Annotated in this window: 21 protein-coding genes; 5 read left to right on the top strand and 16 right to left on the bottom strand. The window is 60.5% G+C overall.

Annotation, left to right across the window (positions count from 1 at the left end; all coding sequences use genetic code 11):
* Positions 1 to 2 precede the first annotated feature (2 nt).
* Complete coding sequence (locus A6U87_RS01615) at positions 3 to 443, top strand: hypothetical protein (protein WP_065689486.1); 441 nt, start codon at positions 3 to 5, stop codon at positions 441 to 443.
* 12 nt (positions 444 to 455) lie between these two features.
* On the opposite strand, the gene A6U87_RS01610 is transcribed toward A6U87_RS01615, so the two are convergent.
* From A6U87_RS01610 to A6U87_RS01550, 13 genes are all read right to left on the bottom strand, one after another.
* Positions 456 to 1,202 carry a transcriptional regulator VisR gene (locus A6U87_RS01610; RefSeq protein ID WP_065689485.1) on the bottom strand — a complete coding sequence of 249 codons (747 nt, stop codon included), beginning with the start codon at positions 1,200 to 1,202 and terminating at the stop codon, positions 456 to 458.
* A gap of 12 nt (positions 1,203 to 1,214) precedes the next feature.
* A complete protein-coding gene (locus A6U87_RS01605; RefSeq protein ID WP_065689484.1) occupies positions 1,215 to 1,961 on the bottom strand; it encodes a transcriptional regulator VisN in 747 nt (248 codons plus the stop codon).
* 302 nt (positions 1,962 to 2,263) lie between these two features.
* On the bottom strand, positions 2,264 to 3,952 hold the full coding sequence (fliF, locus tag A6U87_RS01600) for a flagellar basal-body MS-ring/collar protein FliF (RefSeq protein ID WP_065689483.1): 1,689 nt from the start codon (positions 3,950 to 3,952) through the stop codon (positions 2,264 to 2,266).
* A 108-nt stretch (positions 3,953 to 4,060) separates the two neighbouring features.
* Positions 4,061 to 4,453, bottom strand: coding sequence for a hypothetical protein (locus A6U87_RS01595; protein ID WP_065689482.1), 393 nt, complete (start codon positions 4,451 to 4,453; stop codon positions 4,061 to 4,063).
* 14 nt (positions 4,454 to 4,467) lie between these two features.
* Positions 4,468 to 5,022: a chemoreceptor glutamine deamidase CheD gene (gene cheD / locus A6U87_RS01590; protein ID WP_065689481.1), complete on the bottom strand. Its 555-nt coding sequence runs from the start codon at positions 5,020 to 5,022 to the stop codon at positions 4,468 to 4,470.
* Positions 5,019 to 5,408, bottom strand: a complete 390-nt coding sequence (locus A6U87_RS01585; protein ID WP_065689480.1) for a response regulator — start codon at positions 5,406 to 5,408, stop codon at positions 5,019 to 5,021. Before A6U87_RS01585 ends, cheD begins: the two co-directional genes overlap by 4 nt.
* Positions 5,408 to 6,451, bottom strand: coding sequence for a protein-glutamate O-methylesterase CheB (gene cheB, locus A6U87_RS01580; protein ID WP_065689479.1), 1,044 nt, complete (start codon positions 6,449 to 6,451; stop codon positions 5,408 to 5,410). The genes A6U87_RS01585 and cheB overlap by 1 nt, the downstream gene beginning before the upstream one ends.
* Positions 6,448 to 7,359: a protein-glutamate O-methyltransferase CheR gene (gene cheR, locus A6U87_RS01575; RefSeq protein WP_065689478.1), complete on the bottom strand. Its 912-nt coding sequence runs from the start codon at positions 7,357 to 7,359 to the stop codon at positions 6,448 to 6,450. The genes cheB and cheR overlap by 4 nt, the downstream gene beginning before the upstream one ends.
* A complete protein-coding gene (locus tag A6U87_RS01570) occupies positions 7,356 to 7,823 on the bottom strand; it encodes a chemotaxis protein CheW (protein WP_065689477.1) in 468 nt (155 codons plus the stop codon). The genes cheR and A6U87_RS01570 overlap by 4 nt, the downstream gene beginning before the upstream one ends.
* Positions 7,824 to 7,827: 4 nt before the next feature.
* A complete protein-coding gene (locus tag A6U87_RS01565; RefSeq protein ID WP_065689476.1) occupies positions 7,828 to 10,104 on the bottom strand; it encodes a chemotaxis protein CheA in 2,277 nt (758 codons plus the stop codon).
* A 17-nt stretch (positions 10,105 to 10,121) separates the two neighbouring features.
* Positions 10,122 to 10,487, bottom strand: a complete 366-nt coding sequence (gene cheY1 / locus A6U87_RS01560) for a chemotaxis response regulator CheY1 (RefSeq protein WP_065689475.1) — start codon at positions 10,485 to 10,487, stop codon at positions 10,122 to 10,124.
* The gene (locus A6U87_RS01555) at positions 10,484 to 10,780 is read right to left on the bottom strand and encodes an STAS domain-containing protein (protein ID WP_065689474.1); all 297 of its coding nucleotides are present in this window, start codon (positions 10,778 to 10,780) and stop codon (positions 10,484 to 10,486) included. Before A6U87_RS01555 ends, cheY1 begins: the two co-directional genes overlap by 4 nt.
* A 63-nt stretch (positions 10,781 to 10,843) precedes the next feature.
* Positions 10,844 to 12,484 (bottom strand): globin-coupled sensor protein, encoded by a 1,641-nt coding sequence (locus A6U87_RS01550; protein ID WP_198928649.1) that lies wholly within the window; start codon positions 12,482 to 12,484, stop codon positions 10,844 to 10,846.
* Between the two features lie 625 nt (positions 12,485 to 13,109).
* Between A6U87_RS01550 and A6U87_RS01545 the strand changes: the two genes are divergently transcribed.
* The 4 genes from A6U87_RS01545 (at position 13,110) to A6U87_RS01530 (ending at position 18,618) form a co-directional block, all read left to right on the top strand.
* Positions 13,110 to 14,534 carry a glycosyltransferase family 39 protein gene (locus A6U87_RS01545; RefSeq protein ID WP_065689472.1) on the top strand — a complete coding sequence of 475 codons (1,425 nt, stop codon included), beginning with the start codon at positions 13,110 to 13,112 and terminating at the stop codon, positions 14,532 to 14,534.
* A gap of 254 nt (positions 14,535 to 14,788) precedes the next feature.
* On the top strand, positions 14,789 to 15,172 hold the full coding sequence (locus A6U87_RS01540) for a hypothetical protein (protein WP_065690209.1): 384 nt from the start codon (positions 14,789 to 14,791) through the stop codon (positions 15,170 to 15,172).
* A 92-nt stretch (positions 15,173 to 15,264) separates the two neighbouring features.
* The gene (secD, locus tag A6U87_RS01535; protein WP_065689471.1) at positions 15,265 to 17,820 is read left to right on the top strand and encodes a protein translocase subunit SecD; all 2,556 of its coding nucleotides are present in this window, start codon (positions 15,265 to 15,267) and stop codon (positions 17,818 to 17,820) included.
* Between the two features lie 96 nt (positions 17,821 to 17,916).
* Complete coding sequence (locus A6U87_RS01530; RefSeq protein WP_065689470.1) at positions 17,917 to 18,618, top strand: ATP-binding protein; 702 nt, start codon at positions 17,917 to 17,919, stop codon at positions 18,616 to 18,618.
* Positions 18,619 to 18,625: 7 nt separating this feature from the next.
* Here the strand turns inward: A6U87_RS01530 and A6U87_RS01525 are convergent, their stop codons facing one another.
* The 3 genes from A6U87_RS01525 to A6U87_RS01515 all read right to left on the bottom strand — a co-directional run bounded on the left by A6U87_RS01525 (position 18,626) and on the right by A6U87_RS01515 (position 20,521).
* Positions 18,626 to 19,063 (bottom strand): response regulator, encoded by a 438-nt coding sequence (locus A6U87_RS01525; RefSeq protein ID WP_065689469.1) that lies wholly within the window; start codon positions 19,061 to 19,063, stop codon positions 18,626 to 18,628.
* Between the two features lie 14 nt (positions 19,064 to 19,077).
* Entirely contained in the window at positions 19,078 to 19,788 is a 711-nt protein-coding gene (locus A6U87_RS01520; protein WP_065690208.1) for a response regulator transcription factor, read from the bottom strand.
* Between the two features lie 358 nt (positions 19,789 to 20,146).
* Positions 20,147 to 20,521: a response regulator gene (locus A6U87_RS01515; RefSeq protein WP_065689468.1), complete on the bottom strand. Its 375-nt coding sequence runs from the start codon at positions 20,519 to 20,521 to the stop codon at positions 20,147 to 20,149.
* Positions 20,522 to 20,693 lie beyond the last annotated feature (172 nt).

The raw sequence follows: 20,693 nt of genomic DNA, 5'->3' as shown, positions 1-20,693 counted from the left end.
GAATGAAAAAATGCCCCTACTCTGCCCAGCGTGAAAAAATTCTAGCTGAAGCAATCAGCCCGGTCGCCACTGAGCTCCGACTTCTGGACGCTTCGGACCTGATCTCGATCCTGCGCTTTGAGTATTACGGCAATCTTTCCGATCTCGTCTCTTCGGCCGCCGAAATGTTCTTCCACCCCGGCACCGTCAATTTCGGCCATGGCGGCAGCTATACGCTGGAGTGGGGTGGCAAGCCGGAAGTCGTGATCGATCTCGAAATCAAGCCACAGGGCGTCACCGTCTATGCCCAGCTGACACTGGCAGCAGAGCACGCCGGAATCGAGATCAACCACATCGCCTTTGAGAATCCCTCAAACGATCCCGACGAAAACACCGCTTTCCTGGAGCGCAGCTTGCATGCGGCGCGCTTCAACGTCGATCCGCTCCAGGCCCTGGCAAGCTAAGCTGTCAAATCTTCAGCTGATGTAGCCGAGGCGGATCGCCTTCGCGATCGCCTGGATTCGGTTGACCGAATCCAGCTTGATCGTGGCCGAGCCGAGATAGGCATTGACGGTATGGACCGACAGGCCGAGCTTCTCCGCGATCTCATCACTGATCCGACCGTCGCCGGCCAGCTGAAGGCAGGCGATTTCGCGCTCGCTGAGCGCTTCCGCCGCGGCGACTCGCCGCTCATCGAGCGACAACAGATCGATCAGCACATGGCACGCACGACCGTGTAGCTCGACGATGACGTCACCCGGCGGATCGAGATCGTCGCCGGTGAAGATGACGAAGCCGTTTCCGATCGCGCCCAGGCGCACCGGAAAGGCCATGCCAGAAAAGGGCACCAGGCCGTCCTGCAGCTTCGCCATGAACGGAACGATACCAGCGGGGCCAGGCAACGCGCGATCGTGCCCACCGGCCCAGGCGAGCGGCAGCATGGACTTCTCGAGATGATCCAGGAGTGCTTCGCCGTGAGCGTCCACGAAGGCCTTGCTAAAACCCGCATTCGACGGGCCCCAGTTTTCCAGTTCGCAGACGAGCCGCTGCTTCGCCGGCAGGCCGGCGCCGCTGATTCGGTAAACCGCGAAGTTCTGCGCGTCAGCCAGCTTCTGCATGGCAACCAGGCGAGGAAACAGATCCGATCGGCTGCTTACCTTGTTGGTACGCATCGGACGCCCGGTATCGGAATTTCCCAGCGACCTGCCCGTTGGATGTGCCATTGAGCCGTTCCTCTAAACGAGATTGTTTCGAACCGCGAACGCTATCGCTTCGGAACGAGTTTTGGTTGCTGTCTTGCGCATGACGCTGGTGATGTAGTTGTTGATGGTATTGCGGGAGATGCCGAGGATCATCGCAATTTCATCACTGGTCTTGCCTTCGGCAATCCAGAAGAGACATTCGAGTTCGCGGTCGGTGAGTTCGAAATCACGATCCGACTTGGAGCCGCCGCAGTTCAGGAAGCTGGTGAAGTAGGCCGTCAGCAGGCCCACGTCTCGTAGCCGTTCCTGAGACAGGATGAAGCCGTCGTCGAAGAGGAACATCAAGGCAAGGCGCGAGCGGCCAAGATTGAACATCAGCGAACAGTATTGCCGGCTGGCGCCGTCCGGTACGTCAGCGTTATCAGGCAGTTGCGCGAAATGCGGCTGGAAGAGCTGCATGCACTTCTCGAGCTCGGTCGCCCTGGCAAAGCCACCGACGAAGGTCCCGGCCAGATTGGTTACCAGATCGAACGGCCAGTCCGACGACACCACGAAGTCGAGTCCAGCTTCCTGCACCAGGTCAGCGCGGGCAAGAAGATAGTGCGACGCTCCTACGTAGTCCGTCAGGGCGCGAAGCCCTGGCTGCAACCTGCCCGTGCTTGAAATCTCGCAAAGCTGGCTGATCAATTCCTCGCGCGATGACAGGTTTGCCGAGGCGATGCCCACAAAGTTTCCCTTGTGTGTATCGCTCTTGAGCGCCTGCAATATGTGCATGTCCATTGACAAATCCTGCGGCTGAGGAATTACGACAGATCCGCGGCGTCTTCTACAGAAATACACCCTAGCCGCGAATCATCCAAGATTACGACAACGGAGGAAATTCACCACCTCCGAGTTCTTGGGATTTACATTATCCGCATTTCGTGCGCCGATTCGCACGCTGATTCCATATCTTCAATGAATGCTAAAATTAAGATGATTCTGGCCTTTCTGGCAATACGATTCGCGTCAAACGCGAGATAGCGCCAATCGGCCGGAGAAAATCACGACAAAAGAAAAAGGCCGGTTTCCCGGCCTTTCTTTTATGCGGCGTTTTCGACCGCCCATTTTCGAAGAATTTTTGCTGCGCGCTCTTCGTTGATTTCCACCATTCGGGCCAGCTTGCGTTCCGGGCCTTCCTTGACGCGGCGATTGAAGTTGCCGTCGTCGTCGCCTAGGCTGAGCAGGTCTTCGGTGCTGTCGAAGCCGAAATCGGATCCGAAGCCTTCCATCAGAGCGCCGCCGCCGCCAGCACCGACAGCCGGTGCGAAGTCGGGCAGTTCCAGGCCGGCGCTTTCCGGCGAGGTGTCGCCACCGATCGCTGCGCCACCGGTCATGCTGCGAACCATCGGACGGAGACCCATCCAGACCACCAGGAAGGCGACCGCAACGAAGGCAAGCGAATTGATGATGCCTGCGAGGTTTCTGCTCAGCATATCCATGACGCGAACGCCGGAGCCGGTGTCTTCGAGAAGCTGGTTGTCCAGGAACTCCATCGCCGTGACGGTAACAACGTCACCGCGGGCGGTGTTGATGCCGGCAGACGAGGAAACGATCTTCTGCATCTCCGCGAGATAGGCGTCGATCTTCGCCTGGTCGACCGGCTCGCCGACCATCTTGGCGATGCGACCCTTGTTGACGACAACGGCAACCGACAGCTTGTCAACTTTGTAGCTGTTGCGCGTGGTCGCGGTCGTCTTACTGTTGATCTCGTAGTTGGTCTGCTCTTCCTTCTTGTCGGACTTGTCCTGCGATTCCGGGCCATTGTTGCCGCCAGAATCCGGAGCTGCCTGAGGAATGTTCTGTTCGACCGTCGTGGCGTTGTCAGACTGCTTCTGCTGCGACTGGGACGCTTCCTTGGTCGTGCGAACCGAGCGTTCCACCTTCGATTCAGGATCGTAGACCGTCTCCTGGATTTGCTGACTGTCGGTATTCAGGTCCGCCGTGACGCTGGAGCGGAAGTTGTCCATGCCGAGGAACGGGGCAAGAGCCTTGTCGATGTTGGATTCGACCTCGTCCTGAACGTTCTGGACGATGCTGAGCGAGCGGTTCAACGAACTGTTGCCAGCCTCGTCGCCCGAAGCGAGCAGCTGGCCAGCAGAATCGAGAATGGTCACGTCGCCGACATCAAGGCCGGGGACGGCCGAGGCGACAAGGTGACGGATGGAGGTCGCGGCGTTGCGGCCTGTGGAGGCGCTTGCGCGGATCATGACGGAGGCCGTCGGCTTCTGCTCGGCGCGGCGGAAGTTGCCGGTTTCGGGCATGACGATGTGGACGCGCGCCGCGTTGATGCCTGAGATGGACTGGATCGTGCGGCCAATCTCACCTTCGAGTGCACGAACGCGGGTGACTTCCTGCATGAACGAGGTCAGGCCCAGCGAGCCGACATTGTCGAAAAGCTCATAGCCAGCGTTGGCGCTGTTCGGCAGGCCACGCTCGGCGAGCAGGAGACGTGCCTTTCCGGTCATGCCAGCGGGAACGGTGATACTGGTTCCGTCAGTGCCGACCTGGAAGGCGATGTTTGCTTCGGCGAGAGCGATACTAATCTGATTGAGATCTGGCGCATCAAGGCCGACATAAAGCGATTCTTGCGCGGGTTTATTGACCATGAGCGCCGCGCCGAGCACGAGAGCAATGGAAACGACACCCACACCGGCTAACGCCAACAGGCGATTCCGCCCTAGCGAACTAAAGTTCTTAATAACCTGAAGTAATTGATTTAACAGATTCATTCTGTTCTCGCACGATCGTCACAGACATAGCAGGCTTATTGCCTCATTCGACAATACGAGCCGAAACTTGTGCGAGCGTTTCCTACGAAGGTGCGAGATTGGCGCCGGTCAGAAAAAATCGAAGTCGCCGGCGGCCTTGGCGAGAGGCTGGGAATGAGCCGGATGTATGCTGCCGCGAAGCGCACGCTGCATCTCACTCAGCTTCACGAGGCTGAGTGCCGTTGCCACGTCAACGGTCCAGTCATGCGAGATTTCATTGGTGATGTTGTCAATGAATTCGGCCAGGCCGCGGGTTTTCTGTACGGCAAGGTCGATCCCCTGCATCACCTTCATGCTTTCGGGCGAGTTCAGAAGCGCGGCACCGCCGCCCAGTTCGAGAAGCTGGGGCTCGATGCGCTCGATGAGGTAGGCGACGTCATGCAGTTCCGCGACGACACGGGTCAGAATTTCAGGCAGCGCTTCCACCGGCGACGACGGCTCCACAACGGTAGTCAGGGTCATTCACAATCCTCGCCTCAGAAAAATTCAATGCTAGTTTCGACGGGCTTCTGCGGAGCAACCGGCCGCTGTTCTAGAGCGACAGTCCTCTGCGTTTCCGCGCCAGTCAGGGGGTATTGCCGTGCGCGCCCGGAAACCGGCCAGAATTCAAGCTTACGGCCGTGGTCGCCACCGGTGCTCGAACCGACGACGGGGATGCCTTCGTCCTTCAGGAACTGCACGGCAAACTGGGCATTCTGCTCGCCGACATTGGAGAATGTCGAGATCGTCTTTGCCCCACCGAAGATCTTGGCCTCCAGGCGGTCGCGGCGCGCGCCCTGCTTCAAGAGGCCGTTGATCAGCAGTTCCATCAGATGGACGCCGTAGCGGGTGGCATCGCCACCGGTCATCGGCGTATTTCCAGTACCGGGCAGCAGGAAGTGATTCATTCCTCCAATGCCTGCCACAGGATCCCTCAGACATGCAGCCACGCACGAGCCAAGTATGGTCGTCAAGACCGCGTTCGGATCATTCAGGACCTTCCATTCGCCCTGGATGATGTGAACGCGGCGGGCCGCAACCTCGACATTCATTTCAATGCTCCAAATACGGCTTCGATCGCCGCCTTCATCTTTTCGATGGTGAACGGCTTGGCGAGAACGTTGTTGGCGCCCAATGCCGCAGCCTTCGTCACCAAGGCGCGGTCGCCCTGGGCGGTGAGGATGATGAAGGCCGCCTTCTTCGTCGCCGGATTGCTGCGAACAGCCTGGAGCAGGCCGAGGCCGTCCATCTTCGGCATGTTGAAGTCCGAGATGACCAGGTGGTGGGGCTGGGCAGCCATGATCTTCATGCCCTGCTCGCCGTCGCCGGCCGAGGTGATCTGTTTGAAGCCGAGCTGGGTCAGCGCGTCGCTCAGCAGCAACCGGCTCGTCACCTGATCGTCAACGATCAGGACCTTAATTTTCTCTGCAATCGACATTAGTCAGTTCCTTCCTTTCGGGCGGCAGTCATTTTCAAGATTTCTTCGCCGATGGCGTTCAGCGGCAGCTGATGTTCCACGGCTCCAAGTTCGTAGGCGACGCGCGGCATGCCATACACCACGCAGGTCTTCTCGTTCTGTCCGAGAGTGCGTGCGCCGGCATGGCGCATTTTCAGGAGACCGGCGGCGCCATCACGTCCCATTCCGGTCAGGATGACACCGACGGCATTGCGGCCGGCAAGTTCGGCGACCGAATCGAACAGCACGTCGACGGACGGCCGGTGGCCGTTTACCGGATCGCGCTCGACCAGCCGGCAGGCTGGCGCGGAGGCGTTCGTGACCTGCAGGTGGCGTTCACCGCCGGGTGCCAGATAGATCTTCCCGATCTCCAGGCGAGCGCCATCAGTCGCTTCCTGCACCACCGGTGCGCAAAGGCGATTGAGCCGCTCGGCGAAGCTCTTGGTGAAGGTCGGCGGCATATGCTGCGTAATGACCGTCGGCGGGCAATTGGCCGGAAACTTCTGCAGTACGGCGATCAATGCTTCGACCCCGCCGGTAGACGACCCGATGGCAACGATCTTGCGACCGACACGGAAATCGGCAACGGCCGGTGGCGGCGCGGCCGGTGCCGGCTGGGTGTATTGGCGCCGCTGCGAACGCGCGGCCGCCTTCACCTTCTCGGCGAGATCGCCAAAGGGGCGCGCATCGCCGGGCAGCGGCTTGCCGACGCAGTCGAAAGCGCCGATCTCGAGCGCCGCCAGCGAGGCATCAGCGCCGCGATGCGTCAGCGTCGAGACCATGATGACAGGCATGGGGCGCAGCCGCATGATCTTGTCGAGAAAATCGAGGCCGTTCATGTTGGGCATCTCGATGTCGAGTGTCACGACATCGGGATTGAGCTTCTTGATCGCCTCGCGAGCCTCGAGCGCATCGCCCGCCTGGCCGATGACGCTGACCTCGGGGTCGGCGCTCAGCACAGCGGTGATCAGCCCGCGCATGGTCGCCGAATCGTCGACGACGAGAACTCTGGCCGGCGCGCTCATGCCTTCCTCCCGACGCCCTTGGTCGTGTAGCGGTAGGTGGTGATGCCGATGTTGTCGAAGACATTCTTGGCATCACCGGAGACGCGCTCCGAGTGACCGATATAGAGATGACCACCCTCGGGCAGCAGCTCGGCAAAGCGCGACCAGATCTTCATCTGGGTCGGCTCGTCGAAATAGATGACGACGTTGCGGCAGAAGATGACGTCGAACTTGCCCTTGAACGGCCACTGGGCCATCAGGTTCAGCTCGTTATAGGTAATAAGACGCTTGACCCGATCGTCGACCTGGAACTTGCGGCGACCCTGGACCTCGACTTCGCTGAACCACTGCTTGCGCATCGCGGGCGATACGGTTTCCAGCGCATTTTCGTCGTAAGCACCGGCGCGAGCGATGGCCAGGATCTTCGGGTCGATATCGGTCGCCAGGATCTTGAAGTCGTAATCGGCGATGTTCGGCATCATTGCCAGCACGGTCAGCGCGATCGAATAAGGCTCCTGCCCGTCGGACGAGGCGGCTGACCAGATACGGACGCGGCCGCCCATCTTGGCACGCTGCAACAACTCCGGCAGCACATGATCACGCAGATGCTCGAAGTGGTGGTTCTCGCGGAAGAAGCGCGTGAAATTCGTTGTCAGATGCGACAGCATCTCACGGCGCGGAGCAGCCCCCGCCGGCGACGACACCAGCGTGCAATACTCCCGGAAGCCCGAAAGGCCGAGATTGCGGATGTGCTTCGAAAGACGCGAGTAGACCAGCGATGCCTTGGTCTCGTTCAGAAAAATCCCCGCATCCGAATAGATCATCGCGGCGATTTCCGTGAGGTCGCGGCGCGTGAGCGGGTATTCGCCGTTCGCCAGAACCTCATCGGGGTTCCCCTGCCTCATGTCTTTTGCACTCAGGACATTCATGCAGCTTCGCTTTCCGTTTCAGGGAAGATGGCTTCGAGTTCGAGTAGGCAGATCATCCGCTTGTCGATCGACAGAACACCGCGAGCGAACTGGCGCTGCAGCTCGGATGCGATCTCCGGCGTCGGCTGGATGCTGTCTTCGGCGATGGTCAGAATATCGGACACGGCATCGACTAGCAGACCGACGACCTTGCTGTGCACCTGCGCCACGATGATAACGTGGCGTGGGGTGGTCACGGCCGGCTTCATGCCGAGACGCGCAGACAGATCGATGATCGGCAACACTGCACCGCGCAGGTTGATGACACCCTTCATGTAGGAGGGCGAGTGCGGCATCGCCGTTGCCGGCGTCCAGCCGCGAATCTCGCGCACCGACATGACATTCACGCAAAACTCCTGATCCCCGACGCGGAACGCGATCAGCTCGCGATCCCGTTCGTTCAGACTTTTCACGGCATACGACATTATCTTATCCCACTGCTGCCAACGATACTTCCTGCCTCAATGCCTGCCCGCGGGACGCACCCACGACGGCATCGACGTCAAGAATGAGCGCTACTCGACCATCGCCGAGGATGGTCGCCGCAGCGATACCCGGGACGTGGGTGTAGTTCGCCTCAAGGCTCTTGATGACGACCTGGCGCTGGCCCTGGATCGCATCGACCATGAGGGCGCGCTGTCCGCCGCCTTCGGATTCGACGAGGAGAGCGACACCTTCGACCGGGTTGGCCTGGGTGGCACGGAAGTTCAGGATGCGACCGACATCGACCAGCGGGCAGAAGCTGTTGCGGATCGAAATCAGGCGATGGCTGGCGCCGAAGGAGTGGATCGCGGACGCTTCCGGCTGGAGCGTTTCGACGATTGCCGTCAGCGGCACGACCAGGGTCTGGCCGGCAACGGTGACGACCATGCCGTCGAGAACGGCGAGCGTCAGCGGCAGGCTCATTGTAAAGACAGAGCCCTGCCCCGGCCGCGAGGTGATGTTGATACGACCGCCGAGCGCCTGGATCGAGCGCTTGACGACGTCCATGCCAACGCCGCGTCCAGAAATGTCGGAGATCTTGTCGGCCGTGGAGAAGCCCGGCAGGAAGATCAGGTTGTCGATTTCCTCATCGGTCAGGTTGGCATCGGCCGGGATCAGCTCGTTGGCGATCGCCTTCTGCTTCACCTTCTCGCGGTTGATACCGGCGCCGTCGTCGGCCAGCTCGATCAGGATGCGACCGGAGCGATGCTTCGCGGTGAGGCGAACGGTGCCTTCGGTGTTCTTGCCGTTGGCGGCGCGCTTTTCCGGGGTCTCGATGCCGTGGTCGACGGCATTGCGGATCATGTGGGTCAGCGGCTCGGCAAGCTTGTCGATGACCGTCTTGTCGACCTCGGTGTTTTCGCCTTCCGTGATCAGGCGGATCGACTTGCCCGTCATGTCGGCGATTTCGCGAACGATACGCGACATGCGCTGGAAGACCGGCTTCACCGGCTGCGCGCGGATCGCCATGACCGAGTCCTGGATCTCGCGGGTGAGCTGCTGCAGCTCTTCGAGGCCCATGTTGATCGAGGATGTGCCGGTCGTGTCGTTCTCGATGACGCTCTGCGACAGCATCGCCTGGTTGATGACAAGCTCGCCAACGAGGTTGATCAGGCGATCGACGCGATCGAGGTCGACACGGATCGTCTGGCCGGCGCTAGCGGCTGCGGCGGCCGCGTTGTTCTGGGCAGCGGCAGCAGCGCTTGCTGCGGTTTCCTTCTTCTCGACGCGGGCAGCGGCGGCAGCCATCTGCGCAACGTTCGAGGCAGTTTCAGCGGCAGCGACGGCTGCAGCGGCATCCGCCTTCGGCTCCTCGGCCGGGGCTTCAGCGGCGCTATCGTCGAGAATCGACAGGTCGAAGGGAACCGGGATCATCGGCAGCTCTTCGGCTGCAGAAGCGCCAGCTTCGGCATCAGCGGCAGCGACTTCCAGTTCGCAATCCCATTCGGCAAATTCGAAAACCGAACGGATGGCGTCTTCGCCCTTGTCCGTCGTAAGCGTGATGTTCCAATGGAAGTAGGCGGCTTCCGGATCGATTTCGTCGAGCCCGGGCAACGCATCGGCATTGCAGTTGACGCGCATTTCGCCAAGACGGCTCAGATCGCGCAGCAGCAAGGTGGCGTCGTTGCCCTTGGAATAGAGATCCGAGCGCGGCTTGAAGGTGATCTTATAAGACGGTGTTTCCGAAGCAGATGCTTCCTCTTCGCCGAAATCGTCGAAGGAGAAAGGAATAGGCTGGAAGCCGCTCTCATCCGTCGGCTTTGCTGCCGGGGCAGCAGCCACCGGTGCGGCGACAGGTGCCGGCTTGGCGGCAGGAGCTTCCGCAGCAGCAGACGGCAGCTCGCCGTTTGCCAGTGCTTCCAGCTCCTTGACCAGACCGCGGCTGCGGCTTTCATCGACGCTGCCGCCATCTCGGGCAGCGTTGGTGAGATCCGCCAGCACGTCGGCCGACTTCAGCATGACCTTCAGGACATCCTGCGTCGGCTCAAGCTTGTTGGAACGAACGCAATCAAGTGTGGTCTCGAAGACGTGGGCGAAGGCAACGAGATCGTCCAGACCGAAGGCGCCAGCGCCGCCCTTGATCGAGTGGACGGCACGGAACACCGCGTTGACGGTTTCCGGGTCGCGATCGCCATCATTCATTTTCAGAAGACCGGATTCCAGTTCAGCGAGCTGCTCCTCGCACTCCTGGAAAAAGATCTCTTTGATTTCGTTCATATCCATAAGGAAAAATCCTGGGGTTAAGCGGTTACGCGCTCAATGGCATCGATCAGCTTGGCAGGGTCGAAAGGCTTGACGATCCAGCCGGTTGCGCCGGCCTGGCGTGCGCGGTTCTTCTTTTCCGCGTCGCTTTCAGTCGTCAGGACCAGGATCGGGATCGCACGATACTTGTCGTTGCGGCGAACACCTTCAATGAAGCCGAAGCCGTCGAGACGTGGCATGTTGATGTCGGTGACGATGACGTCGGGGTTGGATTCTTCCAGAACCTCAAGGCCTTCGATGCCGTCTTCCGCCTGGATCGTCTCGAAGCCCGCATTGTTGAGGGTCACGAGAAGCATGTTCCGAATCGTCCGTGAGTCATCCACGGTAAGCACTTTCTTCTTCATTGCCGGATCTCCTTGGCGAGCAGATGGTGGATGTCGACACCAATCAACTGCATGGTTTTCTGAAACGCGTCCGAAACCTTGGTGAAGGTGAACGCCAATTTGTCCTGGTCCCAGGTCTTGGCGGCAGCCATCAGAACCTGTGCGCTGAGCGCGCCGACCCGTTCCACAGCGGAGGCATCGATCGAAACGTCGTTGCCCCGCATCCCCAGAAGCTTGTCGCGCAGAGCGGTCGCCTCGTTCAGATCGAGTGCGGCTGCCAAACTCAGCGCCTTCCCGGTTTTCTTTGCTGCCATCAGCTTTTCCTTGTTCCCTCGTTTGCGCCCAGCGAATGTGAGCCGCCGTCATATCTCATGCGGTTAGTAAACATTCCGCCCACCTCCGAGGCTCGCCAGAGGCTGACCGAAGCCGAAATCGCTCTCGTCTTCATCGACAGGTGCCTGCGCGGGCGCGGCTTGAATGGAGTAGGATGCCGCAAAAGCTGGCGCCGGCCGGCGGTCTTCTTCGGCGTTCCGGCGGGCAATGCGAAATTCCCTGATGGTCTGGCCGAGTTCGACGATGACGGTGTGCAGATGATCTGCACCCGCAGCGGACTGCATGGCGGCTGTCGCGCTCCCGGCGACCTGCGCGCCCAGCCCTTTCACGTCGGCGGTCACGGCATCGAGACCCATCGCGTGCTCGCCTGCCTGGCTTGCGACCGTGGCGATGGCGGCGTTGATTTCGGTAACCTGGCGGACGATGCTGCCGATCGAATCCTGGGTGCGACCGACCATCTGAACGCCGGCGTCCACCTGCGATTTGGTCGTGCTCACCAATGTCTTGATTTCACGCGCGGCGTCGGCCGAGCGCTGAGCAAGCGCGCGGACTTCCTGCGCGACGACGGCGAAGCCACGACCGGAATCGCCGGCACGTGCCGCCTCGATACCGGCGTTGAGGGCAAGCAGGTTCGTCTGGAAAGCGATCTCATCGATCGCGCCAATGATCTGTCCGATGCGTTCGGCGGACTTTTCGATGTCGGCCATCGCCGTGATCGCACGGCCAACCACTTCGCCGCTTTGCTCGGCGGCGGCACGGGTGGCGGCGGCGGTCTGCTCGGCGGCACGGCTTCCGGCTGCCCCGAGGCGGACACGCTCGGAGAGATCAGCGAGAGCGGTGGCGGAATGCAGCAACTGTTCGGCCTGCTCGGAGGCGTTGCCTGCAAACCGGCGGTTTTCCTCGCCCAGCGTCTGGACAAAGGTTTCCGCCGTTGCCGTGCGTTCGCCGATGGCAACGAATTCGGACTGAAGAACGTCAAGAGCGCCGTTCAGGGCTTCGCCGATGCCGCGATGTGCGCTCTCCTGCCCGACCGCGGCACGAACGGTCAGATCGCGCGCGGCAAGACCACGGATGACGTCGGCAAACATACGGGCGACCTCAGCCTTGTCGCTGCTGCGCTGGTCGGCGAGCTGACGCTGCTGCGAGGCGCGCAACGCATTGAAGCGCAGCGATACCGCAATCTCGACATCCACCATGACCAATCGGATGATCGCCGTCATCAGCTCGGCGATTTCGCGAGAGCGGCGTTTGGCGCTCGGCAGGAATGGTCGGCCTGCGAGCTCGCTCGCGAGGCCGGCAATGACATGCTCGAGTACGACACCGTGGCCGGCAACGTGCCAGCGCGGGTCGAGGCCCATCTTGCTTTCGGAATCCGATAGCACCTTGACGCGCTCGGCGTACAAGCTGTCGAAGCGCGCATCCGTCAAGACATCCCAATGGGATGCCTGCAGATCATGCAGGCGCTCGACCTGCCGTTCGCTCTCGAAGTTGCGGGCGGCATCTGGGAACGACTGGAAGCGCTGGAAGAGATCGCGAAGGCCGGACGTCAGGTGTTCCTGGAGCTCTGGCCGGTGGCGTCGCACCATCTCGCACTGGTCGGCATCAAGGCCGGCAAAGCGCAGGCGGTCGCGCAGGCTGCCTGCCTGTGCCCCTCGAGCCTGATCCGATGGCAATTCCTGCCCCAACGCCTGTCCCCAACCACGGTCCGGGCGGCTGCCCGGCTGAAATTCTTGTCTGCACGACAGACTTGCTGCGGGGCGACAGCAAAACCGGCAATCGCCGGCGGCTGAAGCCTCCCGATCAGTGCATTCGTGCAAAGCTGCTTGAGAGATTGATACCGGATCGACCCGGTACGGCGGTTCGGCTTCATGCCTGGTGGGGACGAGCTACTCTTCCCATTCCGACGTGTAGTGCAATGTTTATGGTTAATTCCTTGCGTGAAGGTTAATGCACATTTTATGAATACGCGCTTTCGGGACAACGCGAATAACCATCTATGAATTACTGGGCTTGCGTTGCACGGCTGCTACAAGTTCGCAGCAAGCTTTGTGCTATATCCCCGCCAAATCGCGACATGACGTCAAAAGGATTGGGCAATGATTGTTCTTGGACTGGGCTCCTGCCTGCTTGCCGTTGCAGTGCTTGCGGCAGTTACTCTTCTCGATCGTATCGAGGCCGCCCGCGGCGCCATGTCCCTTCGCGTCCTTTGAATTTCGGTCATAAAAGAGTTGTAGCAACAGTGCCTCCCTTTCGGTCGCAGCTGTGGCAAAGCCTCATGAAGACCCGCTCAGCTTAACGGAATTCCAGAATATGTCCGCGCGAACAGGTCTGTTCATCGTCTTCGGTTTTACCCTGTGGCGCATCGTGATGCTTCACTTCGACACCACCGATCTGTTCGTCGATGAAGCGCAATACTGGCTCTGGTCTCAGAATTTCGACTTCGGCTATTACTCAAAACCGCCGATGATCGCCTGGGTCATTCGTGCGATGACCGAAATGGCGGGATCGTCCGCGATTTTCTGGATCCGTCTCTGTGGCCCGCTGATCCACATGGCAACGGCGCTGGTGCTGATGAAGATCGCAAAGCGGTTCGTCGGCCCGGAAGTCGAAGGCTGGACCGCCGTAACCTACATCACGCTGCCCGGCGTTGCGCTGTCTTCGGTATTCTTCTCGACCGACGTCGTGCTGCTGTTCTTCCTTGCTGTTGCGCTGTTTGCCTATTTTGGCCTGACCAGGCAACGCTCGGTCGCGCTGGCGCTTGCGATGGGCGTCGCCTTCGGCTGCGCCTTCCTTTCGAAATACGCCATTCTCTTCGTGGTCCCGGGTGGCTTGGTGGCGCTTTTGCTGCTGCCGTCGGCGCGCATCGGCTGGCGAGACTTCTTCATCTCGGCAGCTGCCGCCATCGTCGTGGCGTCTCCGAACCTGTGGTGGAACGTCACGCATGACGCCACGACGGTAAAGCACACGACCAGTATCGCGCATTGGAGCACGATGGCGATCGATTTCCGGGGCGGCGTGGAATTCTTCCTGGCGCAGTTCGGCGTCGTCGGCCCGATCGTGTTCTTTGCCATCCTCTGGGCGGTGTACCGGAGCCTCAAGGGCAAGAGCAGCGCATTCGAGAAGCAGTTGATCTGGCTTTCGGTGCCGGTCGTGCTTCTTATCACGTTCCAGGCGCTGATCGCCAAGGCCTACGCCAATTGGGCCGTCACGGCCTATGTCGCCGGAACAATCCTCGCAGTCTGGCTGCTCAATCGCGAATGGCCAAAGGGATTGCGGATCTCGCTCGGCATCAACGGCGTCGTCAGCATTCTTTTCCCGCTGGCGACCGTGTTCGCTCATCAACTCGTGCTGCCCAATGGGGCGGAAGTGATGAAACGCTACCTGGGGCGCAGCGAGATCAGCCGCGAGGCTGGTGACCTTGCACGCCAATCCGGCACGACGATCATCGTCAGCGACAGCCGCGACATGCTTGCCGACATGTTCCACACGCTGCGCGACCAGCCGCTGCGCATCTACACGCGACCGCAGGCAGGGGCTCCCGACAATTACTACGAACAGACATTTGAAATGCCCGATGACGTTGCCGAGGATGTCTTGCTCGTGACAACGCGCCCGTTCAAATGCGTGACCGAGCCTGTGACTGTCAAATCCTGGCAGCCGAGCGACGGCTATTATCGCGGCAAGACCATTTACGCCTACAAGGTGCCACCAAGCTGCCTTAAGTCCGGCGGATAGCTGGCATATCGCTTCGTTTCGACCCGTTCGGATGCGGATGCACCCCGACACCGGGCCCGTTTTCCATGGGCGAGCGGGAAATCGCGACGGGCGCGCTTGACCGCCTGTCCCAAGTGCATCATGACAGTGCACCCTATGAAGTCGAGGCCGAGGCTGGTACAATCCGGCGCGAGGAAACGCCTTCTCCAGAAAAAGAACGAGAGAATTTTGCGCCGTTGAGCCGGTTCGAGATCGAAAATCATGACGATTACGAGATGAGGCTCGCCGCGCGCCGCATGACCGGTCGTGTTGCCGTTTCTCTTGCCGTTGCGATCTTCGCCTATCTCGGCCTGCTCTTCGGCGGCAACTTCGTCATCGGCCCCACCCGCGGACCGAACGCATTTTCGTCCTCCAGCAAGGACAACCAGCCGCAGCAGATGAGCGCGCGCGACGCTGTGCGCGGAATCCTGACGGCTGATCGCAAGATCGCGTCGAAGTCGTCGGCTTACGATTCCGGCGATGCGGCCTTTGTTGCCCTCCCTCCCCTTGAGCTTGCGCGGAGTGGCAGCCTGCCACTGGCCGCGCCTTTCCAGGCAGCGCTGCATGCGCGCGACGCCAAGTCCTACGACTCGCACGGACCACCTGTAGCGGCGGCCTGACAAAGCGCGCCTTATGCGCTCTCCATTGCTTTTAAGACACGCCGCCTGCGCGAAAAGTGCCGGCACAAGCGTTATCAAGGATAAACAACAATATGCGCAATTCACCATGGCTGGTGTTCACCTATACGGTGATCATTCTCCTCGGCATTCTGATTGCTTTGCCGAATGCACTGCCGCAATCCACCCTCGACCGTCTGCCCTCGTGGCTGCCGCACAGCCAGGTCTCGCTTGGTCTCGACCTGCGTGGCGGCTCGCACCTTGTTCTCGAAGTCGATGAAGCGGACCTGACCCGCGAGCGCCTGCAGTCGCTCCTTCAGGATGCTCGCCGCGTGCTTCGTGAAAAGAACATCCAGACGAAGTCTGTCGTCCGCAACCAGAACCAGATCGTCGTGACCCTGACCGATCCGGCCCAGAGCGACGAAGCTGTCACGCAGCTCAAGACCCTCGGCAATGCGATCGCCACCGGCCTCAGCGCCGGCCAGTCCGATCTCTCGGTGACGACCAATGGCGGCAATATTCTCGTCGCGTTCTCGCCAGCCGGTATCGCCGCCAACGTCGACTCCGCCGTTCAGCAGAGCCTTGAAGTCATCCGTCAGCGCGTCGACCAGGTTGGCGTTGCAGAACCGACGATCCAGCGTATCGGTGGCAACCGCGTTCTCGTGCAGCTTCCGGGCGCACAGGATCCGTCGCGCCTTCGCCAGCTTCTCGGTTCGACCGCGAAGATGTCCTTCCACATGCTCGCTCCGAACAACCAGCCGGGACCGGGCGTGACGATGCTCAAGGACGAGCAGGGCAACAGCTATCCGGTTCTCGATCGCGTCGAGATCTCGGGCGACCGCCTCTCGGATGCCCGCGTCAGCTTCGACCCGAACACGCATGAGCCTGTCGTCAGCTTCCGCTTCGACAGCGCCGGTGCAACCCGCTTCGCCGACATCACCCGCCAGAACGTCGGCAACCCGTTTGCCATCGTTCTCGACGACAAGGTGCTGAGCGCCCCTGTTATCCGCGAACCGATCACCGGTGGCTCCGGCCAGATCTCCGGCAGCTTCTCGGCTGATAGTGCAACGACGCTTGCCGCCATGCTGCGCGCCGGCGCCCTGCCCGCCAAGCTGACCGTCATCGAAGAGCGTACCGTTGGCGCCGACCTCGGCGCAGACGCGATCCGCATGGGTATCTATTCGGGTCTCGTCGGCTTCGTGCTCGTCGCGGCCTTCATCTTCATCCTGTACGGCACCTGGGGCTTCCTCGCGAACTTCGCGCTGCTCATCCACACGATCCTGACCTTCTCGGCGCTTACGCTCGTCGGCGCAACGCTGACGCTGCCAGGTATCGCGGGTGTCGTTCTCGGTATCGGCCTTGCGGTTGACGCGAACGTTCTCATCAACGAGCGCATCCGCGAAGAAACGCGAAAGGGCAAGAGCGCCTTTGCCGCCATCGACACCGGCTTCCGCCGCGCCTATTCGACGATTATCGACGGCAACATGACGGCGCTGATCGCAGCTGCGATCCTGTTCTGGTTCGGCACCGGCCCGGTTCGCGGCTTCGCGGTCACCATGGCGCTCGGCCTGATCATCTCGATGTTCACATCGGTTGCCTTCGTCCGCGTCACGATGATCGAGATCACCCGTCGTCGTAAACTCAAGGTCCTGAACATCAAGCCGCTGATCCCGATGATGTTCAACCCTTACGGCCGCCACATCCAGTTCATGAAGGCTCGCTTCTTCGGTGTGACGGTTTCCGCGCTTCTGTCGATCGCCTCCGTCATTCTCTTCATCCATCCGGGCCTCAACTACGGCGTTGACTTCCGTGGTGGTATCCAGATGTCGGTAAAGACCCAGGAGGCCGCCGATCTCGGCCACTTCCGTGAAGGCCTGAACAGCCTTGGTCTCGGTGAAGTCTCCCTGCAGTCCTACGGCGACAACAACACCATGGCGGTGCGTGCGCAGCGCCAGGAAGGTGGAGAAGAAGCCCAGACGGCGGCAGTTGAAAAGCTGAAGGCGGAGATCATCAAGATCGATCCATCGGCAACCGTGACCGGCACCGATGTCATCGGCCCGAAGGTCAGTGGTGAGCTTGCCTGGGCCGGCATCCTGTCGGTCGTCATCGCAAGCTTGGCGATGCTTGCCTACATCTGGGCACGCTTCGAATGGCCGTTCGCCGTCGGCGCGATCGTCACGCTGATCCTCGACGTCACCAAGGCTATCGGCTTCTTCGCGTTGACCGGACTGGACTTCAACCTCACGGCGATCGCTGCGATCCTGACGCTGGTCGGCTACTCGGTGAACGACAAGGTCGTCGTCTATGACCGCATGCGTGAAAACATGCGCCTCTACAAGTCGATGCCGCTGCGCGAGATCATCGACCGGTCGATCAACGAGACGCTGGCACGAAGCCTCTATACCAACGCGACGGCGTTCCTCGCCCTGTTGCCGATGGCAATCTGGGGCGGCAGCGCGGTCTCGAGCTTCGCGATCCCGATGGTATTCGGCATCCTCGTCGCCGGTGCGTCGTCGATCTTCATCGCAGCACCGATCCTGCTCTTCCTCGGCGACTGGCGCCGCCGCCACGCCAAGGCGGCAGCACCTTCCGACGCCAAGCAGGAGATCCTTGCTCCCGAGGCCAGCGAGCCCCGCAAGTCGGCCAGCTGATAGGAAGTTGACGAAACGAAATTAATACGGGCGCCGGTTGCAGAGCCGGCGCCCGCTTTCTATTCTCCGCCGCCTTGGGGTTGGAGATTCTACAGCATGTCATCCGAATTGCCGGCAGAACACGGTGCGGACGAAGCGCGTATTAGACGCTTCCTCGCCATCGCGTCCCACGATCTGCAATCGCCCCTGCGCCACATTTCAATGTATGCGGAGATGCTGCTGGAAGATCTCGGCGAGACGATCGACGGCGAGCACCTCCAGAGTCTGAAGACCATTCGCGATAAAGCGCAGACAGCCCAGCGACTGACCAAGACATTGATGGGCTTTGCCGCCGGTTCGCCCGCGATAACCATCACCGACGTCGACCTAGACGCGACTGTCCGGGACATCTGGGCCGAACTCCGCGCCGAAGCCGAGGGATATAGCGCGACGCTCAAAGCAGATGCGCTGCCGACGATCCGAACCGATGCCACGATCGTCGGACTGGTGCTGCGGAACGTCATGTCGAACGCGCTGGTGCACAACCAGAGCCCGGTTCGCCACGTGACGATCGAGGCCGAGCAAGATGCCGGCGCCTGGAAAATCCATGTCACCGACGATGGCCCCGGGATCGAGCCCGGCTATCAGGTAAGCATCTTCGACGCCTTCTGGAAAACACCGCAGGCAGACAATCGAACCGGCGTGGGGCTCGGCCTGACCGCAGCGCGCGACCTTCTGGCCGCGCTCGGGGGCAGCATCCATCTCGACCGCTCGGGCGACGACGGGAGCCGGTTCACCATCGTGCTCCCGGCATCATGATGCGACCTCACCTGTTGTAGTCGTCCTTCCAGATGTCAGGCACCCGATAGTCGACATATTCGCGAATGATGTATTGCACGGTATCCGCGTCGATCTCGTCCTTGCCGATCCGAAAATCCACGCCGTAGTCCTGGAACTGCTGGAAATACTCGTCCGACACGTCCATCGAGACGACGCCGATCGGACCCGTGTATCCGCTGCCGCGGAGCTTCGGCACGGTTTCACGAAAATCCGCGTTCGGCAGGAGGCGGTTGTCGAGCAGGATCAGGTCGAACCTCGTGTCGGCAAGCTTCGACAACGCGTCGGTGATCGACTGCGCATAATCCATATCGACCTGCGGCTCGCTCAGGTCCGCGACCGTTTTCTTCAGGGATCGAAATTCGATGAATTCGTCGTCGACGAAGAGAACCTTGACGACATTTTTTCTGCCGGCGTCCACTGCCATTCTATCCTCATCAGTCACGAAACAAGCCCCATGCGCAATGCGATCGCCACCATGTGCACGCGGTTCACGGCGTCGAGTTTGCGCGCAGCGGCGGCGATGTGGGAATTGATCGTGTGCTCGGACAGCCCAAGAATGATCGCAATCTCTGCCGAGGTCTTTCCCTCGCTCGTCCATTTCACGACTTCGCCTTCGCGCTGTGTCAGGCGGCCGGACATCTCCTGAGCGAGAATCTCTTCGTAGAACCGGTCGAAGATCCGCATGGTGTCGAGCATGATTTCGGCGATCTCGCTTTGCGACGGCTCGTGACGTCCGCCGCTGAACGTCACGCAAAAACGCCGGCCTTCCGGTGTGAAGAGAGGCACGAGCAGGAAAGCGTTGCTGTCGAACTCGTTGAGAACAAGCTCGGTTGGATATTCGGCATTGCCGCTGGGCGTTCCCCGGCCGCTAAGCGGCGTCGCGAGAAACTGCGCAGCCTTTGCCTTGACGAGACCGAGCGCGCGCCCCAGCGCGAAGACGAACAGGCTGAGGCGCCGCTCCGCGACATTGGTGATGACGACCTCGCGCGCACCGAACGGAGGCGAGGTTTCGGAAATGCGGGCAAGCGCGAAGGTTTCGAACTGGTAGTGATGGGCGGCAGCCTTCAGGAGACGAAAGAAATCGGTCCGGTTGATTGCGCGGGCCAACTCCGGACCTGCATGAAAGGGAACTGCCATCGCGCTATTCATTCCGATTCCTTGATCAATCTTCGCGATACTTGGCCATGCCATCCCAAGATCTGGGGATACACGTTTCAAACCGGGACAGTTAATAGCACCGACGAGACTAACGATGGAAGAGTTGAAACGCGCATCGCAGACGGGGTCGATGTCGCAGGTCAATCTCTACCTGGTCTTGCAACTTTCCGCATTCAGTACCCCTTGCATGCGGAAAGCGGTACCCCAGCTGGTATCGGAGAGAGCCGACGGCATCCACAGCCAAGGGGTTGGCTAAGTTTGTGGCGGCAAACGTGGGTCAATCGGCTCTCTCGACCCTTCCAAACCACCTCTTTCAGTCTCAAATTAGAGAACGCCGATGTCCTGTCAATCATTGGGCACCGTTGACGATCGCGCCCAGATCAATGGGCTTTCCGGTATAGAAATCCGCTCCAGCCGCCATGGCGCGCTCGCGGTCCTCCACGGCGTCGGACCCCGTGCAGACACCGAGTCTGATCCCGGAAAATCGCTGGTCGGCCCGCAATTGCGAAATCAGCTCCAGACCGCTGTCCAGCGGCATATAGAGATCGACCACAAGCGCGTCCGGCAGCGTGCCTGCGGCAGCTTGCAGGTCTTCCAGTGCTCGAAGGGCAGAGCGGGTATCGGGAAAGCATTGCAGGTCGATGTTCGTCCGCTGCTTCTTGCTGATGTAGTCGGCATAAAACAGGTCGTCCCTGCTGTCATCGACATAGAATACTAGCGGCATCGTACCTGTTCCCAGCCCACCATTGCAGGCATTGCGCCATCAACCTCCGTCGTATCAGGAAAATCGGCTCTGGGCGCCTCCGGCAAGGCTGCAAAAGTCGTTTATCTTCGGCGATCCGTATTGAATATTTTACAGTTCCGGAAATAGATGAGCCCGCGAGACGGGAGAACCA

The sequence above is a fragment of the Rhizobium sp. AC44/96 genome (assembly GCF_001692185.1).
In the GTDB taxonomy this organism is placed as follows: domain Bacteria; phylum Pseudomonadota; class Alphaproteobacteria; order Rhizobiales; family Rhizobiaceae; genus Rhizobium.
The sequence above is the reverse complement of the archived record's forward strand: the minus strand, read 5'-3'. Positions and strand labels throughout refer to the sequence as shown.

Coding starts and splice junctions, on each gene's coding strand:
- A6U87_RS01615 (WP_065689486.1), top strand. CDS start 3: ATGAAAAAATGCCCCTACTCTGCCCAGCGTGAAAAAATTCTAGCTGAA.
- A6U87_RS01610 (WP_065689485.1), bottom strand. CDS start 1,202: ATGGCACATCCAACGGGCAGGTCGCTGGGAAATTCCGATACCGGGCGT.
- A6U87_RS01605 (WP_065689484.1), bottom strand. CDS start 1,961: ATGGACATGCACATATTGCAGGCGCTCAAGAGCGATACACACAAGGGA.
- fliF (WP_065689483.1), bottom strand. CDS start 3,952: ATGAATCTGTTAAATCAATTACTTCAGGTTATTAAGAACTTTAGTTCG.
- A6U87_RS01595 (WP_065689482.1), bottom strand. CDS start 4,453: ATGACCCTGACTACCGTTGTGGAGCCGTCGTCGCCGGTGGAAGCGCTG.
- cheD (WP_065689481.1), bottom strand. CDS start 5,022: ATGAATGTCGAGGTTGCGGCCCGCCGCGTTCACATCATCCAGGGCGAA.
- A6U87_RS01585 (WP_065689480.1), bottom strand. CDS start 5,408: ATGTCGATTGCAGAGAAAATTAAGGTCCTGATCGTTGACGATCAGGTG.
- cheB (WP_065689479.1), bottom strand. CDS start 6,451: ATGAGCGCGCCGGCCAGAGTTCTCGTCGTCGACGATTCGGCGACCATG.
- cheR (WP_065689478.1), bottom strand. CDS start 7,359: ATGAATGTCCTGAGTGCAAAAGACATGAGGCAGGGGAACCCCGATGAG.
- A6U87_RS01570 (WP_065689477.1), bottom strand. CDS start 7,823: ATGTCGTATGCCGTGAAAAGTCTGAACGAACGGGATCGCGAGCTGATC.
- A6U87_RS01565 (WP_065689476.1), bottom strand. CDS start 10,104: ATGGATATGAACGAAATCAAAGAGATCTTTTTCCAGGAGTGCGAGGAG.
- cheY1 (WP_065689475.1), bottom strand. CDS start 10,487: ATGAAGAAGAAAGTGCTTACCGTGGATGACTCACGGACGATTCGGAAC.
- A6U87_RS01555 (WP_065689474.1), bottom strand. CDS start 10,780: ATGGCAGCAAAGAAAACCGGGAAGGCGCTGAGTTTGGCAGCCGCACTC.
- A6U87_RS01545 (WP_065689472.1), top strand. CDS start 13,110: ATGTCCGCGCGAACAGGTCTGTTCATCGTCTTCGGTTTTACCCTGTGG.
- A6U87_RS01540 (WP_065690209.1), top strand. CDS start 14,789: ATGAGGCTCGCCGCGCGCCGCATGACCGGTCGTGTTGCCGTTTCTCTT.
- secD (WP_065689471.1), top strand. CDS start 15,265: ATGCGCAATTCACCATGGCTGGTGTTCACCTATACGGTGATCATTCTC.
- A6U87_RS01530 (WP_065689470.1), top strand. CDS start 17,917: ATGTCATCCGAATTGCCGGCAGAACACGGTGCGGACGAAGCGCGTATT.
- A6U87_RS01525 (WP_065689469.1), bottom strand. CDS start 19,063: ATGGCAGTGGACGCCGGCAGAAAAAATGTCGTCAAGGTTCTCTTCGTC.
- A6U87_RS01520 (WP_065690208.1), bottom strand. CDS start 19,788: ATGAATAGCGCGATGGCAGTTCCCTTTCATGCAGGTCCGGAGTTGGCC.
- A6U87_RS01515 (WP_065689468.1), bottom strand. CDS start 20,521: ATGCCGCTAGTATTCTATGTCGATGACAGCAGGGACGACCTGTTTTAT.